Below are 26,482 nucleotides of genomic sequence, written 5' to 3'. Positions count from 1 at the left end.
CCGTTCTAACGGTACCTCCGGTATTTTACGCGTCTCCCCCGGTGCAAAACGACCTGCCACTTACCTTCCGCCCGCTGCAGGGCTGTCCCAACTCCGTACACCGACCCACCCGCCCCGGCTGCCAGCCGATAGCCCCGGAGAACGCTCCACCGAGGCCCGCCCATGCGCCCATTTCGTTTCTTCTGCCTCCTCTTTTACGCCGCCACGGTCGCCCCACAGACGCCTGCAGCCGCAAAACCCGACCCCGGGGACATCTACGCCGACTCCGACACCCAAACCTTCACCCTCTTCTCCACCACCATTTCTGCTCTACCCTCCTTTAGCCTCATCCTCCCAGCCCCCGACTCCAGCCACACTCCAACACCCTCCCGCGAAACCATCGTCCCCAATCGCCTCGTCATCTTCTATCGAGGCGGCATCGTCCCCCCGAATGCCTCCGCCCTCGCCACCCGCGCCGGAGCCCACGCCCTCAGCCATCTGCAGACCCTCGGCCTCAGCACTCTCCAGACCACCGGCGACCCCACCGCCACCATCAGCGCACTGCTCGCTCAGCCCGAAATCACTGCCGTCCTCCACGACCGTTACGTCACCGTCAGTCGACTGCAGCAGGCCGCCGTCTTCACCCCATCCTCCCCTCTGCCGCCGCTTCCCGTCCCTCCCGTCAGCGTCGCCCGCCCCATCCTCGCCCCCGAGTCCGACGCCTTCTACGCCTCCCCACAGGGCTGGGCCACCGTCCTTGCAGGAGGTTACGGAGCCTCGCTCGCAGGCAGTCCCGCCGCCGGTCCCTGGGCCGCCAGTCAGGGTAAAGGCGTCCGCATCGCTGTCCTTGACAGCGGCGTCGATCCCACCCATCCCGACATCGCCCCCAACCTCGACTTCAACCTCTCCGAAGTCCAGCAGTCCACCCTGCCCAGCCCCTGCGACGACGGCTCGCCCATCGACCAGAGCGGCCACGGCACCTTCACCGCCTCCTTGGCTGCCGCCGCGCAGGGGCGTGGCACCGGTCTCATCGTCGGCATCGCTCCGCAAGCCTCATTGCTCAACATCAAAGTCGTCGAACGCCTCCCCGGCGAAGGCTCCACGCTCGCTGCTCAGTGCGAAGCGGGCACCGCCACAGGTCTTCTCAGCTGGGTCCTGCAAGGCATTCAAGACGCCATGGCCAACCACGCCGACATCCTCAACCTCTCCCTCGGCACCCTCGTCGACACCTCCACTGGCGACGGCGCAGGCTGGGTCGCCCAGATGAACGCTGTCACCTACGCCGCCGCGCAGGCCGGACTCACCATCGTCGCCGCCGCCGGCAACGACGGCCTCGATCTCTCCACCGGCAGCTACGTCGATCTTCCCGCCCAGGCCCGCAACGTCCTCGCCGTCGTCGCCTCCACCAACTCCGCCTGTGCAGAAAACCTCTCCCCCGGCGCAGCCTGCGCGCCCGGCCCCGTCACTCGCGCTTACTACAGCAATCATGGCTCCAGCCTGAACGCCATCGCCGCACCCGGCGGCAGCCTGCCCGGCAACTCGCCCTACGGTGTCACCGGCTTCGTCCGCGGAGCCTGCTCCAACGGCCTGCCCAACACCGCCAACGGTCCACCAGGCACACCAGGCCAAAGCCTCGGGTGCTTCAATCTCGGCCATGTTCCCTACGTTCAGGCGATCGGCACCAGCGCCGCCACGCCGCTCGTCGCCGGAGCCGCCGCGATCCTGAAAGCCTTCCATCCCACATGGACACCCTCCCAAATCATCTCCGCGCTACAAACCTCCGCCAGCCGCACCGGAGACCTCGCCGAACCCCAACTCAACCTCCCGGCCGCACTCGCCCTGCAAACCACGCCCTGAGCACACCGATCAATCCGCGTTTGCAGTTTCATCCCTACCTGCATCTAATCGATTCAGCGCCAGTGCGCGAAATCTTTCGCAGGATGATTCGATGATGACTCTCACGACCTTCTTCGCCGGAGCCCCGGGCCAGCTCTCTGCCTCCATCCCCCACGACGAGCACATCTTCCGCCACGTCCTCGAAGGCTGGAGCAACGACCTCGAAAACTTCGTCCAGCACGGCATCCCACAGCTTCTTTTCGCGTTTCTTCTCGCTTTCCTCGCGCAGCAGATCGTCCTTTTCTTTGTCCGTCGTATGAAGTTGCGCGCCGACCACCTCGTCGGCAACTCCACCCGTTCCTCTCAGCTGCGCACCATGGCCGCCATCCTCCGGGCCACCGCCTACGGCATTATTGGCTTCTACGTTCTTACCCAGGTTCTCGCCGCGATCGGCGTCTCCCTCGGGCCCTTCATCGCCTCGGCCGGAGTCATCGGTCTCGGCATCTCCTTCGGCGCACAGTCCATCTTCAAAGACATGCTCACCGGCATCTTCATCCTCGTCGAAGATCAGTACGCCGTCGGCGACACCATCACCATCGCCAGCCTCACCGGTACAGTCGAAGACCTCTCCCTGCGCGTCACCAAGCTGCGCGGCGGCGACGGTACGGTCTATATCGTTCCCAACAGCCAGATCACCACCGTCCAGAACCTCTCCCGCGACTTCGCCGTCGGCACCCTCAACGTCTCGGTAGACGCCCGCGAAGAACCAACCCGCGTCATCGCTCTGCTCACAAAGATCGCCAACGAAGTCCGCACCGACGAGGCCTTCAAGGACATCGTCATCTCCAACCCCGACATTCTCGGTGTCGACGCCATCAAGGGCTTCGAAGCTGTCTACCCCATCAACGTCCGCGTTCGCGTGAATCAGCGGGACGGCGTCATGCGAGCTCTGCGTCAGAGAGTGCTCACAGCCTTTGCCAAAGAAAAGATCGCCCTCGGCGCCTCAAACACCACCATCGCCATGCCGCTACCGGTCGCAACGCCCCCAGCCGTCTGATCCCACAACTCCGGGTGCCCAATGTCCAAACTTTCGGACATTGGTTTCGCACAATGCCGAGTGCACCGTTCATACGCAGTTTTATCGCGGATGAGCGGGGTCCAGGAAGCCTGATTGGCCCTTACGCCAACGCTGCGATCAGCGACTCAGCGCTAGTCATCGGCGGCAAGCAACGACTCCTTTTGCACACCACCGCAACACTAGCCCCCGCTGCCAGATGCGGTAGCGTCTCCGCCAGCGCAGGAGGCAACGCCCCCAGCTGCTCCCAACGCAGCCGCACCACACTCTTATTCACCGCGTACCGCAGCAGCCCTGCAACCATCAGCTCATCCGCCGCAGCGTCGTCGCCAATCACGCACACCTGTACCGGGCCCTCAATCGAGTACCGCAGCGCCGCCGCATAGCTCGCCACATACAGCCCGAAGTGCTCGACGACTCCGGCAAACGTCTCCAGCGTCTCCTCCGCACGCCGCTGATAACGAGTGACACCCGTCAGTGCATGGAGCCGCAGCAACACCATCGCGGCAAGCCCATTGCCCGCGGGCGAAGGCGAATCCTGCAGTGGCTTCCGCTTCGTCACCAGCGCACCAATCTCCTCAGCACCCTTCTCGGTATCGAAGAACCCGGCGCTCGTTGTCCCGTTCGCCTCTTCATCGCAGAACCGGTCCAGCATCACCTCGGCTATCTGCTGGGCCACCGTAAAGTAACGCAGCTCACCCGTCACCTCCCAGGCATCGAGCGCCGCCGTCGCCAGGAACGTATAGTCCTCCAGCACGCCCGTCACCCGCTTGCCCTCAGCGCCGTCACCATACGCCACCACATGCGCCAGCCCCACCGACTCATCCCACGCAGCCGCCAACACCCGGTCGAGCGACTTCAGCGCGAACGCCACCGCATCCGGTCGATTCAACGCCCGCCCCGCCGCCAGATACCCACTGATGCACATGCCGTTCCAGCCGGTGTACATCGTCTCGTCTACATACGGAGTCCGCCGCTTCAACCGCGCCGCATACATCTTCTTCTGCGACGAGCTCAGCAACGCCGAAATTGTCTTCACATCCACCTTGCTCGCCGCTGAAATCTGCTCCACCGTCACCACCCGGTGCAGCACGTTCTTCTGCGGATTGTGATGCATGTCCCCCACTGGCCTCAGATTGTAGAAGGCCGCAGCGACTCCGAGTTCATCGGGCAGCAGCAACGCAGCAGCTTCGTTCCGAGTCCACGTAAAGTAGTCGCCATCATCCTCCAACGAATCATCCGCATCCTGCGACGCATAGAACCCACCTCGCTCGCGATCGCTCAGCCACTCATCCATCCAGCGCAGCACCTCCCGCGCCGTCGCCGCAAACTCTGGCTGCGCAAAGCTCTGGTACGCATGCGCGTACGTCTCCAGCAGTTCACTGTTGTCGTACGCCATCTTCTCGAAGTGCGGCACCACCCAACGCTCATCGACCGAATACCGATGAAATCCGCCCGCCAGTTGATCGAAAATCCCACCCGCCGCCATCTTCATCAGCGTATAGGCCGCCACCTGCCTGGCCCTCGCCGCCTGATCACCACTGCGACCCGCTGCATCGATCAACAGATCAATCGCTCCCGCATTCGGAAACTTCGGCTCGGCCCCAAACCCGCCATTCTTGGCGTCGAACTGCGACAGCGCCGACTCAACGATCTTATTCAGCAGCTCTGCCCCTGGCTCCCCCGCTCGTCCCGAGAACGTCTCGTTCTGCTCAATCGCCTCCAGCACGCCGCCTGCCGTCTCCTCCACATCCGCCCGCTGATGTGCAAACGCATCCGACATCGTCAGCAGCACCCGCTGAAAACTCGGCCGCCCATACCGCTCCTCCAACGGGAAATACCCACCGCCAAAGTAAGGCTTACCCTCGGGCGTCAGAAACGCCGTCAGCGGCCATCCACCCTGCCCACTGATCGCCGCCACCGCCGCCTGGTACCGCGAGTCCACATCCGGCCGCTCATCGCGGTCGACCTTCACCGCGATAAAGCGTTCGTTGATCAGCGCCGCCATCTCGGCATTTTCATAGCTCTCGCGGTCCATCACATGACACCAGTGGCACCACACCGCCCCGATGTCCAGCAACACCGGCTTATTCTCCTGCCGAGCCTTGGCAAAGGCCTCAACTCCCCACTCATGCCACGCCACCGGCTGCTTGCTCGCCGACCGCAGATACGCCGAGGCCGCCTGGGCCAGAGCGTTCGTATGCTGCTCACTCATCAGGAAAAACTCCAATCCCTTTAAGCTTATCCCAGCAGCCACACTCGTCGTTAAAACGAAGAGGCCGCAGCAATCGCCACGGCCTCTACCTATTCCCTACTCCCTGCCCTAAGGCGTCAGCGGCCTCGGTGCCGCCGGAGCCTTCGGTGCCGTCAGTCCCGGAATCAGAGGTGCTGAGGACACTTTGCCCGACGCAGCATCCGCAATGCTGATGCCGTACCGGTCCAGCGTGTTCGACAGCAGCTGCAGAAGCGCCGCACGATCACGCGCATACGCCGCCGTCGCCGAGATTAGTGAGTTCTCCGCAATCGCCAAACTCCTGCCCTGCTGCAACACCAGAGCCGTCGTCGAAGCGCCCAGCTTGTACTTCTTCTGCTCCGCCTCATAGCTCTGCGCCTGGTAGTCACGTGAAGCCTGCGCCGCCGACACCTGCGCTCGATCGTTCGTCAGCGCGTACTGCTGATTGATCACCTGGATCCGAATCTGCGTATACAGCTGCTGCAGACGCATCTCCGACTGTCGTAGCTCCATCTGCGACCGCACCTGGTCAGCCTGCGCCGTCCGGTTCCGCAGCGGAATCGTCACGTTCACACCAAAGCCCTTGTCCGGCGAGCTGTTGTTGAACAGATCGCCAAACGCCGTGCCGTACGAAACGGGCGCCGCAGGCGTTGCACCCGCACCTAGCAGAGTCGACAGATTCGGATTCGGCGCACCGGCCAGTCCACTCGCTCCGTAGAAGCCATAAGCATCCACCACCGGCAGCAGTCCATTCTTCTCGGCCTTGATCGTGATCTGGTTGTTCTTCATGTTCAGAACGGCCTGCTCGATCTGCGGATTATTCTGATACGCATCACGCACCAGGTCCTCCACCGCCTCGTCCTCTTCCGGCAGGCGGTCGAGACCCACGCGGTCCGTCGGCACCACCGGAGCCGTCGCCAGCTGCGGATCATTCAGGTTCCGCGCAATCGCCTGCTTCATCACCAGCTGCTGATACTCAAGGTTCGTCTGCGACTGGATCAACGCCTGCTTGTCTGTCGCCACCGTCGCATCCGAGTTCACAATGTCCAGCGGAGCCAGCGTTCCAATCTGCAGCTGCTTCCGATTGTCCTCGCTCAGCTTGGTCGACTGCACCAGCGACCGCTCCTTCGCCTGCTCGTCCTCGTATGCACTCACCAGGCTCCAGTAGATATTCTCCACCTGGTTGATCGTGTACAGCAGCTGCTGCCGGAACGCAGAGTCCGTAATCCGCCGGTCGTTCTTCGCCTGCAGAATAAAGCGCCCGTTGATACCCGTTCCAAAGCCCTGCAGCAGATGCTGCGTGGCCTGCACGCGGAACGCCGTATTGATGTACGGCACATAGGTGTTGAAGCTGTTATTCGTCGAAACCCGGCTGTTATTGAACGTCGTCGTAAACTGCGTGCCCGTCAGGAAGCCTTGGGCATAGGTGAAGTTGTACGTTGCGGTATTCGTGAAAATTGAAGCAGCCGCGCCAGTTAGCGCCGTCGATGAAGGCGAAAGCACCTGCTCATACTCGAGCGCGCCCGTCACCGTTGGGTCGAGCACCTCAGGCGTCGGTCCACCGCCGTTCGTACTCAGCACCAGTCCCGACGCACCCGCGCCCGTTCCGCCGGTACCGCTGCTCGTCCCACCCGGACCGCCGCCGCCCGTGATCGTCGTCGTCGATCCGCCCAGCGTATTCGCAACCACGCCGGTAGAAACACCGCGCAGCGTCCCACCCGCACGCGCTCGCAGCACATCGGTGTCGGCGATATCCAGGTTGATCCGCGCAATCGCAATGTCGTAGTTGTTCTCCAGCGCCAGCGTCACCGCATCCGACAAACTCAGATAAATCTTGCCGTCCTGCAACAAATCATCCAGGCGCGCCGTGTTGCTCAGGCGCGGCTGCGGATAATCCTTGGGCGTGTACCAGAGCAGCGGGTCCTTGAACCCTGCTTTGCCCTTGCCATAATCGATCGAGCTCGGCCGCATGAACAGCGGCTCGGTCAGCTTCGGTCCGGGTGCCTGGGGCAGCCCCTTCGTTCCCGTCGTATCGTTCTGAATCGTTCCCACCGCCACAGGCCGCGTCGGGCTCACCTGCGTCTGCTTCGGCGTCGCCGCTGCCACCACGGCCGCAGGCTGCACCGTCGCAGGTGCCGGAGTCGTCGCAACAGGCGTCGTCACCGCTGCAGGAGGCAGAGCCGGAACATTCTTCCGGGTCGGATTCACAATCGGTGCCGCCGCCGTGGGACGAGTCGGCGTCGTCAGCGGAGTGCTCGGTCGCGTCGTCGTCACCACCACACCCGAACCCGCTGTCACTACCGGCGTCGGCGTAGCCGCAGTTGGCATCGCCGTAGCAGCCGTCGGCGTGCTGCTCGACCCCGTGGCAGGCGCCTTCTTCGCGGCCGTCGCCTTGCTCGCAAGCATGGCCTGATTGAACTCCGCCTCCAGCTGGGCCTGTGTCTTCGTGCCCTGCTGCGAGGTCTGTGCTACTCCCTGCGGTATAGAGCAGGACAACGTTGCAGCGATGCAGGCTGCTGCCTGCCAATGCCTCAATCTCACGGTATACATCTCCAGTCGCAACAAACTGCTTTCATGGCTTGTCCAAGTCAAAGTACGATGGACTGACCCCTCCGGTTCCCCAAATCGAACGAACCGGAACACACAAACGTTTCCCTGCTTTAGGCATCGTCAGTATAGGGGTAGGGTGGCCTCACAGAAGTCTACCGCGTTATCCGCATCCAAAGCGTCACCTTCCCGCAACCGCTGAAAGAATCCCGCAAAGTATGGCGAACTGGAAACTTATCCTTAGTTACGACGGTACTGCCTTCAATGGCTGGCAGGTCCAACCCGGCCTTCCAACCGTTCAGGGAACACTTCAACAAGCCCTCGCCAACGTCACCGGAACGCCCCTCACCGTCGACACACCGTTGCCTCAAGGCTCGGGCCGCACCGACTCCGGCGTGCACGCCCTCGGCCAGGTCGTCTCCGTTCAACTCGACGCCCCCATCCCGCCGCAGAACCTTCTCCGCGCTCTCAACAGCGCGCTGCCTCCAGCCATCCGCGTGCTCTCCGCCGAACTCGTTTCCGACACCTTCCACGCCCGCCACAGCGTCCTCCGCAAATCCTACGAGTACCGCATCTTCGAACGCCGCGACGCCGAATCTCCCGGCCCCGAGTCACGCACCCCCGATCGCATCTGCTCGCCGTTCCTCGCTCCTTACGTCTGGGACTGCCGCTGGCCGCTCGCACTCGAACCCATGCAGCAAGCCGCCACGCTTCTCCTCGGTACCCACGACTTCACTTCCTTCGCCGCTGCCGATCCCGACCTTAGCGCCCGCAACTCCGGCTCCTCCGGCCCGAACCCCGTCAAGACCCTCTACACCTCCACCCTCACTCGCGAACAGGGTCTACTCATCTACCGCGTCACCGGCAGTGGATTTTTGCACCACATGGTACGGAATCTCGTCGGCACCCTCACCGACATCGGTCGCGGCGCACTCACCCCTGAAGACCTGCCCCGCATCCTCGAAGCACGCGACCGCTCCGCCGCCGGCCCCACAGCCCCCGCCCACGGCTTGTATCTTGTACAAGTGGACTACCCGCCGACGCCCTCCCTTGAGGGGACCAGCCTTTGACCGCCGCCGACAACCGCCGCATCGCGCAACTTGCCAGCGATCGCGCCGTTCATCGCGCCTTTCATTGGCTCCATCTGCACGCCAAACAGCTCCTCGACTGGCAGCTTGAGTTCCTCGCCATCCCCGCTCCACCCTTCCAGGAAGACCAACGCGCTCAATGGTTTCAGCAGCAATTCCTCAAGCTCAACCTCACCAGCCCAGCCATCGACTCCGAAGGTAACGCCACCGCCGAAATTCGCTCAGCCGACGCTGCCCCTGACGGCCCCGTCATCCTGTTGTCGGCCCACCTCGACACCGTCTTTCCGCCCGGCACCGACTGTACCCCGCGTTACGAGGATCCGGTCATCCACGGCCCCGGAGCTTGCGACAACGGCGCGGGCCTCACCGCCATGCTCGCCCTCGCCGCCGCCATCCAGCACGCCGAGCTCACGCCTGCCACCACAATCCTCCTCTGCGCCAACACCGGCGAAGAAGGTCCCGGAGACCTCCGAGGCATGCGCCACCTCTTCACCGACTCGCCCTACGCCAAACGCATCCGCTACGCCATCGCCCTCGAAGGCAGCGGCACCGCCACCGTCGTCGACCGCGCTCTCGGCAGCCGCCGCCTCCGCGTAACCACCACCGGCCCCGGCGGCCACTCCTGGGCCGACGCCGGTCGCCCCAACCCGATCCTCGCCCTCGCCTCAGCTCTTATCTCAGTAGCGAACCTGCCGCTCAGCAGCACCACTGGCCTTCCCACCCGCGCCCGCTCTACCCTCAACATCGGCACCATCGCCGGAGGCACCTCGGTCAACTCCATCCCCGAATCCGCCTCCGCCGAACTCGACCTCCGCTCCACCTCCGCCATCGGCCTCGACCGCATGGAGTTCGCCATCCTCAACGAACTCTCCCGCACCCTCGCCACCGAAAACCGCGACGTGGCCACTCCGCTCCGACTCGGCCTCCAGGTCTCCCGCATCGGAGACCGCCCCGCCGGCTCCCTCGCCCCGACCGACCCGCTCGCCCGCAGCCTCCGCGCCGTCGATCGCCACCTCAGCATCCCCACCGAACCCCACATCGGCTCCACCGACGCCAACCTCCCCCTCTCGCTCGGCATTCCCGCCCTCGCCATCGGCACCGGTGGCACCGCCACCGGCATCCACACCCTCCAGGAATCCTACGACCCCACCGGCCGCGACCTCGCCCTCCGCCGCATCCTCCTCCTTCTCCTCGACGCCTGTCAGCTGGCAAGCTCCTAGCTCTGCTCTGCGCTCTGAGATTGTCATCCTGAGCGCAGGCGGGCCCCCCGGCGAACATTCTTTGTTCGTTGGGGTGCAAGCGAAGGACCTGCTTCACCGAACCACCCACACACCCCGTCATTCTGAGCGAAGCCCGCAGGGCGCAGCCGAAGAACTCTGACGCCCTCGACCTCACCACACTCCGCTCAACCTTTTTCAACCTCAACAACCTCTCCACAGCTACACTCATCCCCAATGAAACCCCTTCTGCTCGCCTTCGCACTCTGCGCCGCGCCACTGTCCGCCCAGCAATGTACTACCCCCGACACTGTCTTCTACAACGGCAACATCCTCACCGGCGTCGGTCTCCAGCCCCGCGACCAGCGCGACGCCCCGCAGCGCGTCGAAGCCCTCTCCTCCGCCAACGGCAAAATCCTCCTAACCGGGACCAACGCCACCGTCAGACACTGCGCCGACCCCAAAACCACAAAACTCGTCGACCTCCACGGCGCCTTCGTCCTGCCCGGCTTCAACGATGCCCACACTCACATCGCCGGAGCCGGCCAGCAAAAGCTCTCCGTCGACCTCGACAACATCCCCTCACTAGCCGCCATGCAGGACAAGATTAAAACCTACGCCGCCACCCTCGCCCCCGGCCAGTGGATCCAGGGCGGCGGCTGGGACCACACCAAGTGGGCCTCCCACAGTCTCCCCACCGCGCACGACCTCGACCTCGTCACCGGCGATCACCCCGCCTACCTTGAGCGCACCGACGGCCATATCGCCGTCGTCAACACCGCCGCCCTCCGCGCCGCAGGCATCACCGGCAAAACCCTCGCTCCGCAAGGCTCCAGCATCGACGTCGACGATGACGGCAACCCCACCGGCATCCTCCGCGAAGACGCCGCCCGCGCCCTCGTCACCGCCCACATCCCCAAGCCCGACGCCGCCACCCGCCGACGCGCGCTGCAGCTCTCCATCGACGACGCCCTCACCCACGGCGTCACCTCCGTCCAGGACTTCTCCGACTGGGACGACTTCCTCGTCCTCGAACAAATGGAGCGCGACCACGCCCTCCACCTCCGCGTCTCCGAGTGGCTCACCTTCAACGACTCCCTCGACACCCTCAAAGCCGAGCGCGCCCACCACAACCTCAACGACCCGCTCCTCAAAACCGCCATGCTCAAGGGCTTCATGGACGGCTCATTAGGCTCCCGCACCGCCGCCCTCGCCGCACCCTACGCCGACGACCCTACCAACTCCGGCCTCCCACGCTACGACCAAACGAAGCTCACCCAGATGGCGGCCGATCGTGCTGACGCAGGACTCCAACTAGGCTTCCACGCCATTGGAGACAACGCCAACACGATTGCACTGGACGCCTTTCGTATTGCCGAATTCTCTCAGGCCCTGGGTAAGTGTTACAGCGCACACACCGGTCCATTCCCAAGAAAGCCTCCCACTCCCTGCGAGAACGAGCTGCTAACGAGAGACCGTTTCCGCATCGAGCACGCACAAGTACTGCTCCCCGCCGACTTCGACCGCTTCCACCAGCTCCACATCATCGCCTCGATGCAACCATCCCACCTCCTCACCGACATGGCCTGGGCCGAGCAGCGCCTCGGCCCCGAGCGCAGCAACTACGCCTACGCCTGGAAGTCCTTCCTGGACCACGGCGTCACCCTCGCCTTCGGCACCGACTACCCCGTCGAATCCATCAGCCCCTTCCGCGGCCTCTACTCCGCCGTCACCCGCAGCAACGAGGCCGATACCCAGACCTTCCACCCCGAGCAGCGCCTCACCATCCATCAGGCGATCTACGCTTATACGCAGGCCTCCGCCTTCGCGCAGTTCGAAGAAAAGCGCAAAGGCATCCTCGCACCCGGCTACCTGGCGGACTTCGTCGTCCTCGACCACGACCTCACGACTTCCACCCCGCAGCAAATCCTCCACACGCAAGTCCTCCGCACCGTCCTCAACGGAGAAACCGTCTACCTCGCCCCCTAGCCTCGCCCTCAAGGCCTGCTGGGACGAGAACTCCGTCATTCTCAGCGGAGCCCCGCAGGGCGCAGCCGAAGAACCCCGACGCTCTCCGCGCCTCCTCCACCCTCTCCCACATCTCCACCACGGACCCTACTCCCTCAACCCCGCCTCACTCACCTTTCTCCACCATTCGCGTCTATCCTAGTGCTGTACCGAAAACCCCTTTCTGCGGGCGCAAAGAGCGCACGCAACCTGGGGGCTGTACTCAACATCTCTCCAAGCTGGGGACAACGCCTGTCCGTACCCGGAAGTACGAGAGCATGTGCTCAATAACTAAATAACTAGACGGATCAGGCATAATCAGCCGGACAACACGAGGAAGACACTCTCATGGAATCAAAGACAAACTTCGGCCGCTCCATCTGGACTAAGGTTCGCAGCGGCCACATGCCTACCACCTTCGGCCTGCTCGGCGTTCTAACGGTTGGAATCGTGGCAGGCTCCGCACTCACCGGCAGCGTCAGCGCCCATCAGCAAAAGGTGGACTCGAGCGACGCTCGTCCCCTCGTCGTCCCCAACCCCGTCACCCTCTCCAACGGCTTCTCCTCGATCGTCAAACAGGTGGGCCCAGCCGTCGTCAACATCAACACGGAGTCCACCCCGAAGCAGGCCGCTAACTCGCGTTCTCGTCGTCGCGGACAGGTTATCCCCGCTCCCGATGGCAACGGTGACGACAACGGCGGCGACAACAACAACATGCAGGACTTCTTCAACCACTTCTTCGGCGGCAACCCTAACGGCGGTGACGACGATGGTGGCGGTGGCGGCACGCGCCGTGCCCTCGGCTCCGGTTACATCGTCGACAAGCGTGGCTACATCATCACCAACAATCACGTCGTCGATAAGGCCGACAAGATCTACGTCAAGCTCTCCACCGACCCGCAGGATGACGTGGCTGGCGATCCCGGTCGCCTCGCAACCGTCGTCGGCGTCGATAAGGACACCGACATCGCCGTCATCAAGATCGACCCCAAGGGTCTCGATCTGCCCACCGTCAAACTCGGCAACTCCGACGGCGCTCAGGTCGGCGATTGGGTACTTGCCATCGGCAGCCCCTTCGGCCTCTCGCAGACCGTCTCAGCCGGCATCGTCTCGGCCAAGAACCGCTCCATCGACGAAGCTCCCGGCCCCGGCGGCGTAGCCACCAACCAGTTCCAGAAGTTCATCCAGACCGACGCCAGCATCAACCCCGGCAACTCCGGTGGTCCGCTCGTCGATATGGCGGGTGAAGTCATCGGCATGAACACCGCGATCTACACCCAGTCTGCTGGCTCCGAAGGTATCGGTTTTGCGATGCCCTCCAACACCATCATCAACGTCTACAACATGCTCATCAGCCCCGACCATCGCGTCACCCGCGGCAGCATCGGCATCCAGTTCCAGGCCGCTACCTCCTCGGCGGTGAACCGCATGTATGGCGCAGCGAACGGCGGCGTCATCGTCTCGGTCGTCACCCCCGGCGGCCCGGCAGCCAAGGCTGGCCTCCAGCCGAAGGACGTCATCGTGGCCATCGACGGCGCGACCATCAAGAACGGCGACGAGCTCGTAGCCATCATCTCGCAGAAGAAGCCCGGCACGAACGTGAAGCTCACCTACCTCCGCGCTGGCAAGCGTGAGACGGCTGAGGTCGGCATCGCGGACCGCGCCAAGCTCTTCGCCAACCTTGACGGTGGAGCCAGCGACGACGACAGCAACACGCCCGATGCCGTGGACGTAGGTGCTCAGACCATCGGCATCACCGTGCAGAACCTGCCCGCTCCTATGGCCACCAAGCTGAAGCTCAAGGGAGGCGTCATCATCACCAGCGTCAAACCCGGTTCCTTCGCGGAAGGCATCGGCCTCGGTAAGGGCGTCATCATCACTGAAATCAACCACAAACCCGTCACCGACACCGGCAGCTTCCAGGCCGCCACCAACGGCCTCAAGTCCGGCGACGACGTCGTCTTCGTAGTCCGCAGCTCCACCCAGGACAACGGCGACAACCTCGTAGGCGGAACCTTGCCGTAAACAAACCCGAATCATCGCAGTGAGCAAGGGCGCGGAGCAATCCGCGCCCTCCGCTTTTCACTCCTGTCTACTCACTCGAGTCTCCTCACTGTCTTTCACCCTCCCCAAAAGAGGTACACCACCCACTTGCACCATCCGCCCCAATTCACTACCCTCTAACAAGTGGCCGGACAGCCTCGACCACTTCAACCCCGGAGGAACCACCGAACGATGCGCAACTCGCACGCAAAATTCGTCACCACAGGACTCCTGCTCGCTGTCCTTCCCGCCACCGCAGCCTTCGCCAAGCCCCGCCCGCGCAACCACACGCACGCGAGCGTCAAGCTGGGATCCGGCAGCAAGCTGCACAAGTCCGTGCACACCAGCGTCGCCGGCATCTCGTCCGAGCGCGCCACCGAGATCCAGACCGCCCTCATCAAGCAGGGCTACCTCACCGGCGAACCGACAGGCTCGTGGGACTCGCAGACCTCCGCCGCCATGGCGAAGCTTCAGGGCGATAATGGCTGGCAGACCCGCCTCACACCCGACGCGCGCGCTCTCAACAAGCTAGGCCTCGGTGCCGGTTCCCCCACCAGCGACGAGGTCGCGACGACCAAGTAATCGATTCCGAACGAAATTTGAAACGCCTCATGCCCACGCATGGGGCGTTTCCTTTTGCTACAGCTCGAGCAATCCGACGGAAAACCTGTCAAGCCCCTAAACCACCTAACCTCATCATTCCATTCGAGATAAAAATTGCATGTTCACCCAGTCCAGTTTGTTAAACTGGATATAGAGAGAAAAAACAAAACCTTCTACAAGTTTTTCGTCTATTGCCCAGCCTCACGGCCGAAGGCTCAGGTGATGATTCGATATGGGGCCAGAACGCTGTAAGCGCGAAACAAAAAGCCTCGTCAGAACTTTCCCTGAGATGGCGGGTCACACTGTCAGACAAATGGCAAATATCCCGAGACCTAACCTCAGCCAAATGAGTACTTTGAGCATAAAAGTATAGGGGGGGGGGGAGGGGGTACTAAGGCTTCCATCCATCACTGCCCGCCAGCCACGATTGCACCGAAAGCGCCTTCGCCTGATCCGCCGTCAGCTGCCGCGAGAAAATCCGTCCGCTGACATCGTCCGGTCTTCCATCCGCTCTCACCGTTCCGAACTCGGCATAATCGCTGGTCGCCAATCGTCCGCCCCATTCGAGCCAACCTGCTGGATTCAGCTCAGTTCCCTTCGCCAACTTGGTATCCACAAAATAGACCCGCGAAGAAGCGCGCCAAGGTCGTCCGTAATACAACTGTCCAACTCCATCCGCTTCGGTCAGCGTCGTGTTGAGAAACAGATATCCCGAATCCTCCTGCGGAGTCAGTCGGCTCTGCGCCGTGATCGTTACCATCTGATGCGCAACAGCATGAATCTCGCATCGATTGAATACCGCCTTCGCATCCCCGAAGATGAAGTCGATGTGGCCTTCGATATAGCAATCTTCAAACAACTGCCGCGAAGCCTGACAAGGCTTGTCGCCCGCATCATGACAAGTTCGACTGTTCGCGTACAGCGTGTCCTGAAACCCCAGCAGTCGCACATGACGCAACACCGCGCGATCGCCAGAGAGCATCAGCGCCACCGCCTGCGAGCCTTCCTCGCTGCGATCGTGCGTCCGCTCGAAGTCGTTCTGGATTGTGAGATTCTCGGCACGAAAGTCATCGGCAGTCACATTCACGCTGCCTGAGTTCCTCGTTCCACCGACGTAGCGAGCACCATCGTCCCACGTCAGCACCACGTCCTCCGGCTTTCGCCCCAGACCGCGCAGTTCAATGCCATTCGTCGTGATATGCAGCTTCTCGCGGTAGATCCCGGGCGCAATCTCGATCACACCTCCAGTCGCAGGCATAGCGTCGATGGCCTTCTGCACGGCCTTGAACTGCGCTGTTCCGGTCGCCGAGACAGTAACGACCGGCCGCTGCGCGCGCACCACAGTCAGCATCACGGCGCATAGTGAAACGCACGACATGGCTCGCCCAAACCAGGGCAAGACCGACTTTGTGGATGGCATGAAGGTGAACATAAGGCTGAAGGCGAGCATAACAGCAAGAGCTGCGGACTTGACGCCTACGGTGTTGACGGATGTCCGAACAGGGAGCGAAGTGGGGTCGAAAGCGATAGACTAACGCCATGCAATTCTCCTTTGCCTCGATGGCCCTGCGGTCCCGACGAAAGCTTTCTGTATCTCTTTTTCTTCCTCTCCTGAGTGCCTCGGTCGCGCTGGCGCAGGGACCTTCTGCGGGAACTGCGGCAGAGAGCAACATGGCAGCCGCGGCTCCTAAGGCTGCTCAGGAATCGATGTTCATGAAGCTGGCGCACTACGATCCGCTGCCAATCAACAAGCACGCCGATCAACTGGGATCGACCTACATTCCGGTAGATAGCACGGTGTATCCGCTGGCGTTGCGTTTGTACTCGATGGGCTATCTGGATACGTCCTTCATCGGCATGCGGCCGTGGACGCGGCGCGGTCTGCTGCACACGCTGGAACAGGCAACTCCGCAGATTATGGCCGATGGCAATGATGAGGCCATCTCGATCCTTGCAAAGCTACAGGCCTACGTCGTGCAGGAGGCAACCGAGACAGGCGAGGGACGCGGACGGCTATATGGAGTGGATTCGGTATATGCGCGGGCGATGGGCATCGGCGGCCAGTCTCTTCGCGATGGCTATCATCTCGGGCAGACCGTTGTGAACGATTATGGGCGGCCCTACGAGCCGGGCTTCAACAGCCAGCTTGGCTTTTCAACGGTGAACGAAGCCGGCCCGTTCTCGCTCTACGTGCGCGGCGAATATCAACACTCTCCATCGGCTGTCGGGTATTCGCAGGCGCTGATGGCGCAGTTGTCAGCGATCGATCTTGTTCCCTACTCCGGCTACAACCTGAATCAAGCGACAATCCCCACGGGGCCGATTGCGTCAGTGAACACCTTTCAGCTACAGGAAGCGACGCTGTCCGTCCATGTGCTGGGACACGAAGTTTCAGGTGGAAAGTCGGACACATGGAACGGACCAGGCTATGGTGGCGCGATGGGGTTGAGCAACAATGCGCAGGACATCTACTCGTTCCGTGTCAACCGCGTGGAACCGCTCCATATTCCCTTTCTCTCTGCCGTGACGGGTCCGTTTCGATATGACTTCATAGTGGGATCGCTGAAGGGACACACGGACCCCAACTCGCCTTGGTTTCATTCAGAGACAGTGAGTTTTGCGCCAACGACGAATGTGAGGATCGGGTTTGCGCGATCGGTGATCTGGGGCGGCAAGGGACATGAGCCCATCACACTGCACACGTTTCTCCGCAGTTTCTTCTCTCTGAGCGACTTGCAGAATAACTACAACGAAAAGTTCACCGCGCTGGACCCAGGGGCGAGGTACAGCGAATTCAATTTCAGTTGGCGGCTTCCCTACCTGCGCAAGTACGTGACGCTATATACGGACTCGATTGCCCACGACGATGTGACGCCCCCAAGTGCTCCACGCCGTGCAGCGTATAGGCCAGGTGTATACATCACTCAGTTTCCCAAGTTGCCAAAGCTCGACTTCCGTGTGGAAGCTAGCAGTACGGACACCTCGACGCTGCGCAGCATCGGTGGGTATTTCAATTATTACGAGACGATCCAGACGCAGGGGTATACGAACAAGGGTTATCTGATGGGCGACTGGATTGGACGCGAGGCCAAGGGCGGGCAAGCGTGGCTTACGTATCACCTATCGGGAAACGAATGGGTACAGGTGGAGTATCTCAACAAGAAGACGCCGAAGGACTTTATTCCGGGCGGAACAACGCAGAACCAGTTAATTGTGAACGTGGTGAAGCGGTTCCACCACGACCTGGAGTTGAACGCGACGGTGCAGTACGAGGGCTGGAAGGCACCGATCTATATTCCGGGTAATGGGCTGCAGAAAGACACAACGGCAACGTTCCAGGTGACTTGGTTTCCGAAGCTGATGGGCGGGCCTGCGGGTATTGAAGGCCGATAATCCGTATGGCGATGGCATATAAGCCATCGCCATACGGTATTCAAGAGGTGTAAGGTTCTGGCAACTCGGCTTCGGTCAAAAGTGCGCCGACGGCATCTTTTGCTGAGACAGCGGGGATACCGATGTCTGCCATGGGCCAGGTGATGGCAAGAGTGGGGTCATCCCAACGGACGCACCGCTCGCCGACGGGGTGATAGTAGTCGGTTGTTTTGTAGAGGACTTCGGCGGTTTCGGAAAGAACCAGGAAGCCGTGAGCGAAGCCTTCGGGAATCCAGAGAAACTCAAGCTCATCCCCGCGCAGATCGAAGCCAGCCCACTTGCCGAAGTCGGGCGAGCCTTTGCGGAGGTCCACGGCGACGTCCCAGATGTGGCCAGACAGAACACGCACGAGCTTGCCTTGGGGCTGCCCGAGCTGGTAGTGGAGCCCACGCAGAACGCCGCGTCGTGAGAAGGATTGGTTATCCTGCACGAAGCTCGTGGGGAGATCGGCGGAGGCGAAGTTCTTTGCGTTGAAGACCTCTGCGAACCAGCCGCGCTCGTCTCCGAAGCGTTTAGGTCGGACGAGCTTAACATCATGAAGCGGGGTGTCGACGATTTCCATGTTGACTCATTAGATCAAATCGCCTGTGGAGATTCCAAGGCAGCGCCCGGGGATACCTCCTCGAACTGTGCAGCTTTCTGTTGGGAAGAGCTAAGCCCTATGATAGATAGTGGCTTCCGGGCAGTCGCGTTGATGCATGTCCGTGAGTACGACTCGACGATTTTGGAGACGCATGACGAACGGCATTCTTGTAACGGGTGGAGCTGGGTTTATCGGCGGCAACTTTGTGTTGCACTGGCTGGGCGAAGAGCTAGGTCCGGTGGTGAACCTGGACAAGCTAACGTACGCGGGCAACCTGCAGACGCTGGTGACGGTACAGCACCGCCCGGACTACACCTTCGTGCAGGGCGATATATGCGACGGAGAATTGGTGTCCCGGCTGCTGGCTGAGCACAAGCCTCGGGCGATTGTTCACTTTGCGGCGGAGAGCCACGTCGATCGTTCGATCCTGGGGCCTGAGGCGTTTCTGAAGACGAACATCGATGGCACATTTACGCTGCTGCAGGCGGCGCGCGCGTACATGGCGACGTTGAGCGAAGAGGAGCAGAAGGAGTTCCGTTTTCTGCATGTGTCGACCGACGAGGTGTATGGCACGCTAGAGCCGAACGATCCTGCGTTTGCAGAGACGACGGCTTATGCTCCGAACAGCCCGTATGCAGCGTCCAAGGCGGCGTCGGACTTCCTGGCTCGGGCGTGGGTGCACACGTATAAGCTGCCGGTGCTGGTGACGAACTGCTCGAACAACTATGGGCCTTATCAGTTTCCGGAGAAGCTGATCCCACTGATGATTACGCATGCGCTTGCGGGCAAGCCACTGCCGATCTATGGCGACGGGATGCAGGTACGCGATTGGCTGTTCGTGGTTGACCACTGCAAGGCGATTGCGGCGGTGTTGGCCAAGGGTAGGATCGGCGAGACGTACAACGTGGGTGGATGCAACCAGCGATCGAACCGCGAGGTTGTGGAGACGCTGTGTTCGCTGCTTGATGAGCTGGTGCCGGACTCGAAGTACAAGCCGCATGCGCAGCTGATCACAAGCGTGAAGGACAGACCTGGTCATGATCGGCGCTATGCCATCGATGCTTACAAGATCGAGAGCGAGATTGGATGGACGCCGGAGGAAAGTTTCGAGACGGGGCTGCGTAAGACGGTGGAGTGGTATCTGACGAACAAGGCGTGGGTCGATGGCGTGACCAGCGGCAGCTATCAACAGTGGGTGACTCAAAACTACAGCGGCCGGAACGATCGCACGGAGGTGGTCAAGTGAAAGGGATTATTCTCGCGGGCGGATCGGGTACAAGGCTTCATCCGGTGACGCAGGCGGTGTCGAAGCAGCTGATGCCGATCTATGACAAGCCGATGATCTACTACCCGCTGTCGGCGCTGATGCTGGCGGGGATTCGCGATGTGCTGGTAATTTCCACGCCGCGCGATACGCCGTCGTTCCAAGAGCTGCTTCGCACGGGCGAGCAGTGGGGCATTAAGATCACCTACGCGGTGCAGCCTTCTCCTGATGGGCTGGCGCAGGCGTTTTTGATCGGCGAAGAGTTTCTCGCCGGAGAAGGATGCTGTCTAGTGCTGGGCGACAATATTTTTTACGGGCATGATTTTCCGAAATCGCTTGCGGATGCGGCGCAACAGACCGCAGGCGCGACAGTGTTTGCGTATGCTGTGACCGATCCAGAACGCTACGGCGTAGTGGAGTTCGACAAAGACCGCAAGGTGCTGTCTCTTGAAGAGAAGCCGTCCAAGCCGAAGTCGCGTTATGCGGTGACGGGCATCTACTTCTACGACAAGCAGATCGTAGATGTGGCTAAGTCGATCAAGCCTTCCGAGCGTGGCGAACTGGAGATCACGGATGTGAACCGTTGGTATCTCGAGAAGGGCCAGCTGCGCACCGAGATCCTCGGTCGCGGCGTGGCGTGGCTGGATACGGGCACGCACGAGTCGCTGCTGCAGGCGAGCAATTTCATCCAGACGATCGAACAGCGTCAGGGGCTAAAAGTGGCTTGTCCTGAGGAGATTGCCTATCGGCAGGGATATATCACCTATGACGAGTTGAAGCAGCTGGCAGCCAAGCTCGGTAAAAGCACCTATGGCAACTACTTGAAGCAGTTGCTGCTGGATACGATTTACTAGATCGTTGTGGGCGTCTCTGAAGTGTGACGGCTAACCGATGAGGCAATTCCGATTCGATCGGAGCGCGGGCGTGATGGCTTTGGACGACAAACGCCGCGTTCCTTCCCCATACAGTGGTTGATGGCGCATCTGACAGAAGTAAAGCTACGGCGATAAACCTGACCTCTACGACTGTTCGATACCCCATGACTAAGACCACTATGCTCAACATCTGTTTGCTTCGCGCGAGAGCGCTGCCGTCTGCTTTGGTTCTACTCTCTTCCGTCGCGTCTGCTGCGTTCGCTCAGCAGGCGCGACTTGTGGCTCCGCTTCCATCTACGAACAATACTGCGGCGGCACTGGGCTCAAATGGAGTGACATTTGGCACCGTAAATACGGGCAATACGAGTGCACCGTCTACCTTGACATTCACTTTTACCACTGCAGGGAGCGGGGTGACGGTGAAGGTGTTGACGCTTGGGGCTATTAACCAAGACTTCGTCGATGCAGGCACGGGAACCTGCACTACGAACGGCGCGGCCCATACTTACGCGACTGGCGACACATGCAGCGTGGTGGTCACATTCTCGCCCCGCTTCAACGGTCCGCGCAATGGGGCGATAGTGTTGGCGAATGGCACAAGCGAGGTAGCAACAGGCTACCTCCAGGGCTATGGTTATGGGCCTCAGATCGCGTATCTGCCGGGAACGCAGAGTATGGTCGGCCAGGGGTTCAGCGGGCCAAACAGCGTGGCGGTTGATGGCAGCGGTAACGTCTACACCGCAAGCATCGGTCTCGATTCCATCGAGGAGTACGTTGTAGCCGATGGCAGTACGAAAACTCTAGGCAGTGGTTTTCTCCTGCCGGGTGGAGTAGCTGTCGATGGCGCAGGCAATGTGTATGTCGCTGACACCTACAACAATGTTGTGAAGGAGATCCTTGCCTCCGACGGCAGCATGGTCACCCTTGGCAGTGGCTTCATGATGCCGAATAGTGTGGCTGTCGATGGTGGCGGCAATGTGTATGTCGCAGACATCGGGAACAATGCGGTAAAGGAAATCGTTGCAGTCGATGGTAGCGTTCGCACGCTAGGCAGCGGCTTCAACGCGCCTGCAGGGGTGGCCGTGGACGGTAGCGGCAATGTGTACGTCGCGGGGCTTAATGATGGGACCGTCAAAGAGATCGTGGCGGCGACGGGCAAAGTGCAGACGCTTGGTACAGGTTTCAATCTGCCCCGCGATGTGGCTGTCGACGGGCTCGGCAACGTCTATGTGACGGATACCTACAACAATGCTGTCAAAGAAATTTCAGTCACAGATGGCAGCCTTCGTACAGTGGGTAGCGGTTTAAACATACCCAACGGTGTAACTGTGGCTGCAAACGGCGACGTGTACATCGCGGACTACAACAATAACCGCGTGGTGCTTGTAGATGTTGCAACACCCCCGGTAGTGATCTTCGCGACGCCCACGCAGGCAGGAACGACCGACACTGCAGATGGCGCACAAGTATTCACAGTGGAGAACATAGGCTCAGCTCCGCTGACGCTGGCTGCCGGGAGTGGCACAAACCCTGTATTGACCTCAGGGTTCAACCTGGTAAGCGGCGGAGCGACAACATGCCCTGCCATTGGCGGGACACTTTCCAGCACGGCTCCGCTCGCCAGCAATGCGAGCTGCAGCTACGCGGTGACCTTCACTCCCGCCACGAATGGCGCAGTGCAAGGCAAGTTGACGTTGACCGACAACAACCTTGCCGCCTTCGGCACCGGGGTCGCGAACAGTCAGATCGTCTTATTGAACGGCACCGGGATTGGCACTGTCACCATTACAGTCACGGGGACGCTCGGTGCAGCGACTGTTGGAACAAGCTACACCGGGTCGTTTGCTGGAGCAGGCGGCACGGCACCGTATACCTTCTCGGCAACGGGGCTTCCACCGGGCTTGAGCCTTTCAGCTGCAGGCGCACTTTCCGGAACACCTACAACTATAGGTTCATACACCTTAGTGGTTACTGCTAAGGATGCAAATGGCAATTTGGGGAGTTCTTCGTTTCCGCTAAGCGTCGTTGCCTCAACGCTGGACTTCCAGTTGTCCGTCGTGGGTACGCAGACGCAGACAATCCCGCTCAGTGGAACAGCGCAATATACAGTGAGCGTGAGCCCTGCGACCGGCAGCATCCCATATGCGGTGAGCTTCACCGTGTCGGGTATTCCTACAAGCTATCGCGCGGTCTTTATGCCGAGTTCAGTAACACCAGGTTCCAGCACGGTCCAGACACAGCTGACAATACAGCCTAATACCAGCATCGCAGCTGATCGCGCCCTGAAGACAAGTACTTACGGGGTCATGGCTGGTATTCTGCTGCTTCCCTTCCTCGCAGCAAGCGGCGTGCGTCGCAGAATGCCTCACTCTCTGTTTTCAGCATTGTTAGTCATAGCAGGATTGGCCACAGCGCTTAGCATGAGTGGCTGCGTGGCTACGCATACGAACGCCGCCAGCTACGATGTACTTGTGACAGCGAGTGGTGGTGGCCATCAGCATGCGGTGCATGTGGCGCTGTCAGTGCAGCCGTAACAGGTGCTCACCATAGTCCAATTGTGGACCACGCTAATCAGAATCTTTGTGACGGCTAAAACCAGAATATCTTTGCTAACAACATCAGAATTGCGTCATAAGATGAAACCCAGGTATCGACATGGTAACGTCGCTGGCTTGATCAACCGCAGTGCAATGAATGCGAGCCTTACGCCGCTGAGCACCAATGAAGTGCCTATTCAATAAGGAGCAAAGCTCGACACAACAATCACGACAAAAAAACCAGGAGTATATACATGCATGGTTATGCAGGGGGACAGTATGCGTCCTCTCCGGTTGCCACGATCCGCTCTGCGGGTCATCCACGTGGCAACGATGTAGTCGCCCCTGGGCCCAGCAGTGTACGAATTTCTGACGGGCCCCTTTTTCCACGAGTCACACCCTCTACTCACGTCGTTATCGACAAGTCGGTCGATTTCCTTCCCCGTGACATAAGCTCACGGTTTGGTCTACGTCTCCGCGAACTCCGCCGTTCGCGCCACATGACCCAACTACGCATGGCGGTAGACTTCGGTATCGACCGCAGTTTTATCTCCGACGTAGAGCGAGGACGTAAGTCGATCTCCCTCCATATGCTTGAAGTGATCGCGCTCGGAATGAAGCTCACCCTATCCGATTTACTGGATGGAATCTAACCCTGGCTTGCTTTTTGCTTGCGGCCGGGCAAGTTCCCTGGCCGCAGGCGCCAAGCGCCGTTATCGCTTCTTCTCTTCAAATCTCTACGGAACCGATGGTTCCACTTCTTGCCGATCTCTTCGCGACACCGGGCGATTACTCTCGCCGAACACCAGAGCCTTTCAAGGATCAGTATTGAGAAAGTTACTGCAAGCCGCTCACATTGCTTATTGCCTCTTCGCTTTAGGCGTGGCATCCGCGTCCTCCCAGTCATCTGCTTCCAAGCAGCCTGCAATGGAACTACCGCGAGCCAATGCATGCCAGTCCGCTTACGACTCTTTTTATGAAACCGAGCCTGGGGTATTTGCCTACTGGGCCCTTTGCGAAAAACAGAGCGATGACCTGGGGTTTGATTATCTTGGCGCGTGGCCATTAGCGCATGGTTTTACGCACGGTCTTGGTATCCAAGGCGGCGTGGCAGGCCCCGTACCGGATGGCGAGCACGCAGCACAGACACTCGACAGCCAGGCAAAACTTGAGCAGCAGGGAATATTCCTCAATAAACACGCTGGAACCTTGGCCCTCTGGCTCAACGCAGACGCCGGCGGCTATCCGCTCATGGCAGAGTCCATGACGGCAATCGATGGCAAGTCGAGCGTGGCTGTGGAGGTCTTGCAAAAAACGGACTCGAAGGAGCTTTGCGTTCGTGGCTCATTTAGGACACGACTTGGAGAAAGCTTTCATGTAGAACATTGCGATCTGCGAAGCGATAGCTGGCATCGGATCGTGATGACGTGGAATGAGGGTGAACTCTCTCTTTACGTCGACGGGACATTGCGTTCGAAGGTATCGTATAAGGAGTTGCTGGACGACGCAATTTTTTACTACCAGCTATTTCCTGGATGTTGCGAGACCGGCAAGCAGATGTCGATTGCAAAAGCTCTGATCGCAAACCGAGCGTGGAGTGCAGCTGAAGTAGGAGATGACTTCAAGCCGAAGTTATCTTCTCCACCCGCTGGAGGGGTTCTGGTGCTACCGCTCCGGCTCGGGGTTATCCATCGCGATGTGCTTGGCTATGTCGATGCGAACCAGGACCTCTCCCCTGCTCCGCTGGCAGCGCTGCTGACAGGATTGAAACTTGCGGGAGTGACTGCGCTTCGCTATACGGGAGGTGGCTTTCCGGATGCCGACAACTGGCGAGGCGGTAAAGCGGATTGCACGGCAGTAGATGGGCAAACCACGCCATCTCGAACGGGTACAACGAGCAACACTTTGCAACACATGATGGAGGCGGTTGCGAAACCGTTGGGGCTCGATGTGGATATGACAGTCAACTATGGGAGCAATCCACCGAGTTGCGATGACGGCGGAAGCGCGCAACGTAATGGGGCAGACCTCGTAAGTTTCGCCAATCAAGAGCGGAAGTACGGCATCAATCGATGGGAGATTGGGAACGAACAGTACTCCTATGATGGCCCAAACATTGACCTGCATCCGAACCCCTACTTCAAGTCGCATGGGCATGAACTGTCAACTTATACGACATATGAACCACAGTTCTACGAAGCAATAAAAGCAGTCGATCCAACTGTGCGGATTGCCGTACCGTCAGCAGGGCCTAATCCAGGGTACGACCCGCTAGTGCATTATCAGGTTCCGTTGTTAAAGCAGGCGAAGTTTGATGCACTGATACTCCATTCATATCCGATCGTCGATCCAATTACGGATGGATCCACTCTCTATCAAGAGCGTGTAGACGCAGGCACACAGGTGCGAGGGACGCTGCTTTCTTTTCAAACGCAACTGCTGAATGCGGGGAAGCCTTCAGGAGCAATATGGGTGACGGAATGGAATGGAGAAGAGAGCGGCAATCAGTGGTCGAAACAGAGTATGGGTGCAGTGATGCCGCTTTTCACGGCAATACAAATCGCTGAGTTTATGCAAGCGGGCGTCGAGTTCGCAACGTGGCAAGCGCAAGGCGAAACAGCCGTGTGCTCGACATATAACTACGATGCAAAGGGGGAGTCTGCGTACAACTGGTGGTCGGGTTGCGGTAATACCGCGCTGGTGTATACGGGCTCTACCGCAAATGTCGGAGAGGTGCAAGTGGGGCTTAAACCAGGTGACCTGATGCCGGCCGCGAGAGGATTTCAGATTCTCTCGCAGAGCGGCTTCGTAAAGGACGGCGAGCATATGCTGCGTGTGCAAACCGACGCGGCAGGGGCTCCATGGCTGGCGGCCTATGCTGCAACCCACAATGGGTCCTATGCGGTGTTATTGATAAACCGGGATGCCGATCATGAGCATGCGGTACCGGTGCGGCTCGCTGAGCGGCGGGCGGGAGATGCGGTGGAGGTATGGAGCTATGGCAAACGGCAGTATGATCGCAGCCGCAGTGGCGACTGGCAAGCTGGGCCTGTCATGACCAGAATGCCATCGTGGCATGATGGCACTGAAGTGGTGCTACCTCCGTTGAGCGTGAACGTAATCATCTTTAGATGAAAGCGATGTAGGTGGCTTATTGCCGACA

17 protein-coding genes are annotated in these 26,482 nt (G+C 60.4%); 13 read left to right on the top strand and 4 right to left on the bottom strand.

What is annotated here, in order from left to right:
* Nucleotides 1-162: 162 nt before the first annotated feature.
* On the top strand, nt 163-1,836 hold the full coding sequence (locus OHL14_RS02690; RefSeq protein WP_263377767.1) for a S8 family peptidase: 1,674 nt from the start codon (nt 163-165) through the stop codon (nt 1,834-1,836).
* Between the two features lie 91 nt (nt 1,837-1,927).
* Nucleotides 1,928-2,872 (top strand): mechanosensitive ion channel family protein, encoded by a 945-nt coding sequence (locus OHL14_RS02685; protein WP_263377766.1) that lies wholly within the window; start codon nt 1,928-1,930, stop codon nt 2,870-2,872.
* 121 nt (nt 2,873-2,993) lie between these two features.
* On the opposite strand, the gene OHL14_RS02680 is transcribed toward OHL14_RS02685, so the two are convergent.
* Together OHL14_RS02680 and OHL14_RS02675 are read right to left on the bottom strand one after the other, a co-directional pair.
* Nucleotides 2,994-5,105, bottom strand: a complete 2,112-nt coding sequence (locus OHL14_RS02680; RefSeq protein WP_263377765.1) for a thioredoxin domain-containing protein — start codon at nt 5,103-5,105, stop codon at nt 2,994-2,996.
* Between the two features lie 108 nt (nt 5,106-5,213).
* On the bottom strand, nt 5,214-7,664 hold the full coding sequence (locus OHL14_RS02675; RefSeq protein WP_263377764.1) for a TolC family protein: 2,451 nt from the start codon (nt 7,662-7,664) through the stop codon (nt 5,214-5,216).
* Nucleotides 7,665-7,888: 224 nt separating this feature from the next.
* Here OHL14_RS02675 and truA point away from each other — a divergent pair, with 224 nt between their 5' ends.
* From truA to OHL14_RS02650, 5 genes are all read left to right on the top strand, one after another.
* A complete protein-coding gene (gene truA / locus OHL14_RS02670; protein WP_263377763.1) occupies nt 7,889-8,740 on the top strand; it encodes a tRNA pseudouridine(38-40) synthase TruA in 852 nt (283 codons plus the stop codon).
* On the top strand, nt 8,737-9,978 hold the full coding sequence (locus OHL14_RS02665; RefSeq protein WP_263377762.1) for a M20/M25/M40 family metallo-hydrolase: 1,242 nt from the start codon (nt 8,737-8,739) through the stop codon (nt 9,976-9,978). Before truA ends, OHL14_RS02665 begins: the two co-directional genes overlap by 4 nt.
* 234 nt (nt 9,979-10,212) lie before the next feature.
* Nucleotides 10,213-11,964 (top strand): amidohydrolase, encoded by a 1,752-nt coding sequence (locus tag OHL14_RS02660; RefSeq protein WP_263377761.1) that lies wholly within the window; start codon nt 10,213-10,215, stop codon nt 11,962-11,964.
* 366 nt (nt 11,965-12,330) lie between these two features.
* Nucleotides 12,331-14,007 carry a trypsin-like peptidase domain-containing protein gene (locus tag OHL14_RS02655; RefSeq protein WP_263377760.1) on the top strand — a complete coding sequence of 559 codons (1,677 nt, stop codon included), beginning with the start codon at nt 12,331-12,333 and terminating at the stop codon, nt 14,005-14,007.
* 210 nt (nt 14,008-14,217) lie between these two features.
* Nucleotides 14,218-14,607, top strand: coding sequence for a peptidoglycan-binding domain-containing protein (locus OHL14_RS02650; RefSeq protein WP_263377759.1), 390 nt, complete (start codon nt 14,218-14,220; stop codon nt 14,605-14,607).
* A 412-nt stretch (nt 14,608-15,019) separates the two neighbouring features.
* On the opposite strand, the gene OHL14_RS02645 is transcribed toward OHL14_RS02650, so the two are convergent.
* A complete protein-coding gene (locus OHL14_RS02645) occupies nt 15,020-15,979 on the bottom strand; it encodes a pectinesterase family protein (RefSeq protein WP_263377873.1) in 960 nt (319 codons plus the stop codon).
* A gap of 188 nt (nt 15,980-16,167) precedes the next feature.
* On the opposite strand from OHL14_RS02645, the gene OHL14_RS02640 reads away from it, so the two are divergent.
* Nucleotides 16,168-18,021 carry a capsule assembly Wzi family protein gene (locus OHL14_RS02640; RefSeq protein WP_263377758.1) on the top strand — a complete coding sequence of 618 codons (1,854 nt, stop codon included), beginning with the start codon at nt 16,168-16,170 and terminating at the stop codon, nt 18,019-18,021.
* Nucleotides 18,022-18,061: 40 nt separating this feature from the next.
* Here OHL14_RS02640 and rfbC read toward each other — a convergent pair whose 3' ends face one another.
* Nucleotides 18,062-18,622, bottom strand: coding sequence for a dTDP-4-dehydrorhamnose 3,5-epimerase (gene rfbC / locus OHL14_RS02635; RefSeq protein ID WP_263377757.1), 561 nt, complete (start codon nt 18,620-18,622; stop codon nt 18,062-18,064).
* A 172-nt stretch (nt 18,623-18,794) separates the two neighbouring features.
* On the opposite strand from rfbC, the gene rfbB reads away from it, so the two are divergent.
* From rfbB to OHL14_RS02615, 5 genes are all read left to right on the top strand, one after another.
* Nucleotides 18,795-19,889 (top strand): dTDP-glucose 4,6-dehydratase, encoded by a 1,095-nt coding sequence (gene rfbB, locus OHL14_RS02630; protein ID WP_263377756.1) that lies wholly within the window; start codon nt 18,795-18,797, stop codon nt 19,887-19,889.
* Nucleotides 19,886-20,761: a glucose-1-phosphate thymidylyltransferase RfbA gene (gene rfbA, locus OHL14_RS02625; protein WP_263377755.1), complete on the top strand. Its 876-nt coding sequence runs from the start codon at nt 19,886-19,888 to the stop codon at nt 20,759-20,761. Before rfbB ends, rfbA begins: the two co-directional genes overlap by 4 nt.
* 185 nt (nt 20,762-20,946) lie before the next feature.
* Nucleotides 20,947-23,316, top strand: a complete 2,370-nt coding sequence (locus OHL14_RS02620; protein WP_263377754.1) for a hypothetical protein — start codon at nt 20,947-20,949, stop codon at nt 23,314-23,316.
* A 257-nt stretch (nt 23,317-23,573) separates the two neighbouring features.
* Nucleotides 23,574-23,972 carry a helix-turn-helix domain-containing protein gene (locus tag OHL14_RS20145; RefSeq protein WP_396270757.1) on the top strand — a complete coding sequence of 133 codons (399 nt, stop codon included), beginning with the start codon at nt 23,574-23,576 and terminating at the stop codon, nt 23,970-23,972.
* Nucleotides 23,962-26,454: a LamG domain-containing protein gene (locus OHL14_RS02615; protein ID WP_263377753.1), complete on the top strand. Its 2,493-nt coding sequence runs from the start codon at nt 23,962-23,964 to the stop codon at nt 26,452-26,454. The genes OHL14_RS20145 and OHL14_RS02615 overlap by 11 nt, the downstream gene beginning before the upstream one ends.
* Nucleotides 26,455-26,482 lie beyond the last annotated feature (28 nt).

Source organism: Granulicella paludicola (assembly GCF_025685545.1).
GTDB lineage: Bacteria > Acidobacteriota > Terriglobia > Terriglobales > Acidobacteriaceae > Granulicella > Granulicella paludicola.
This window is presented reverse-complemented; position numbering and strand designations above follow the sequence as displayed.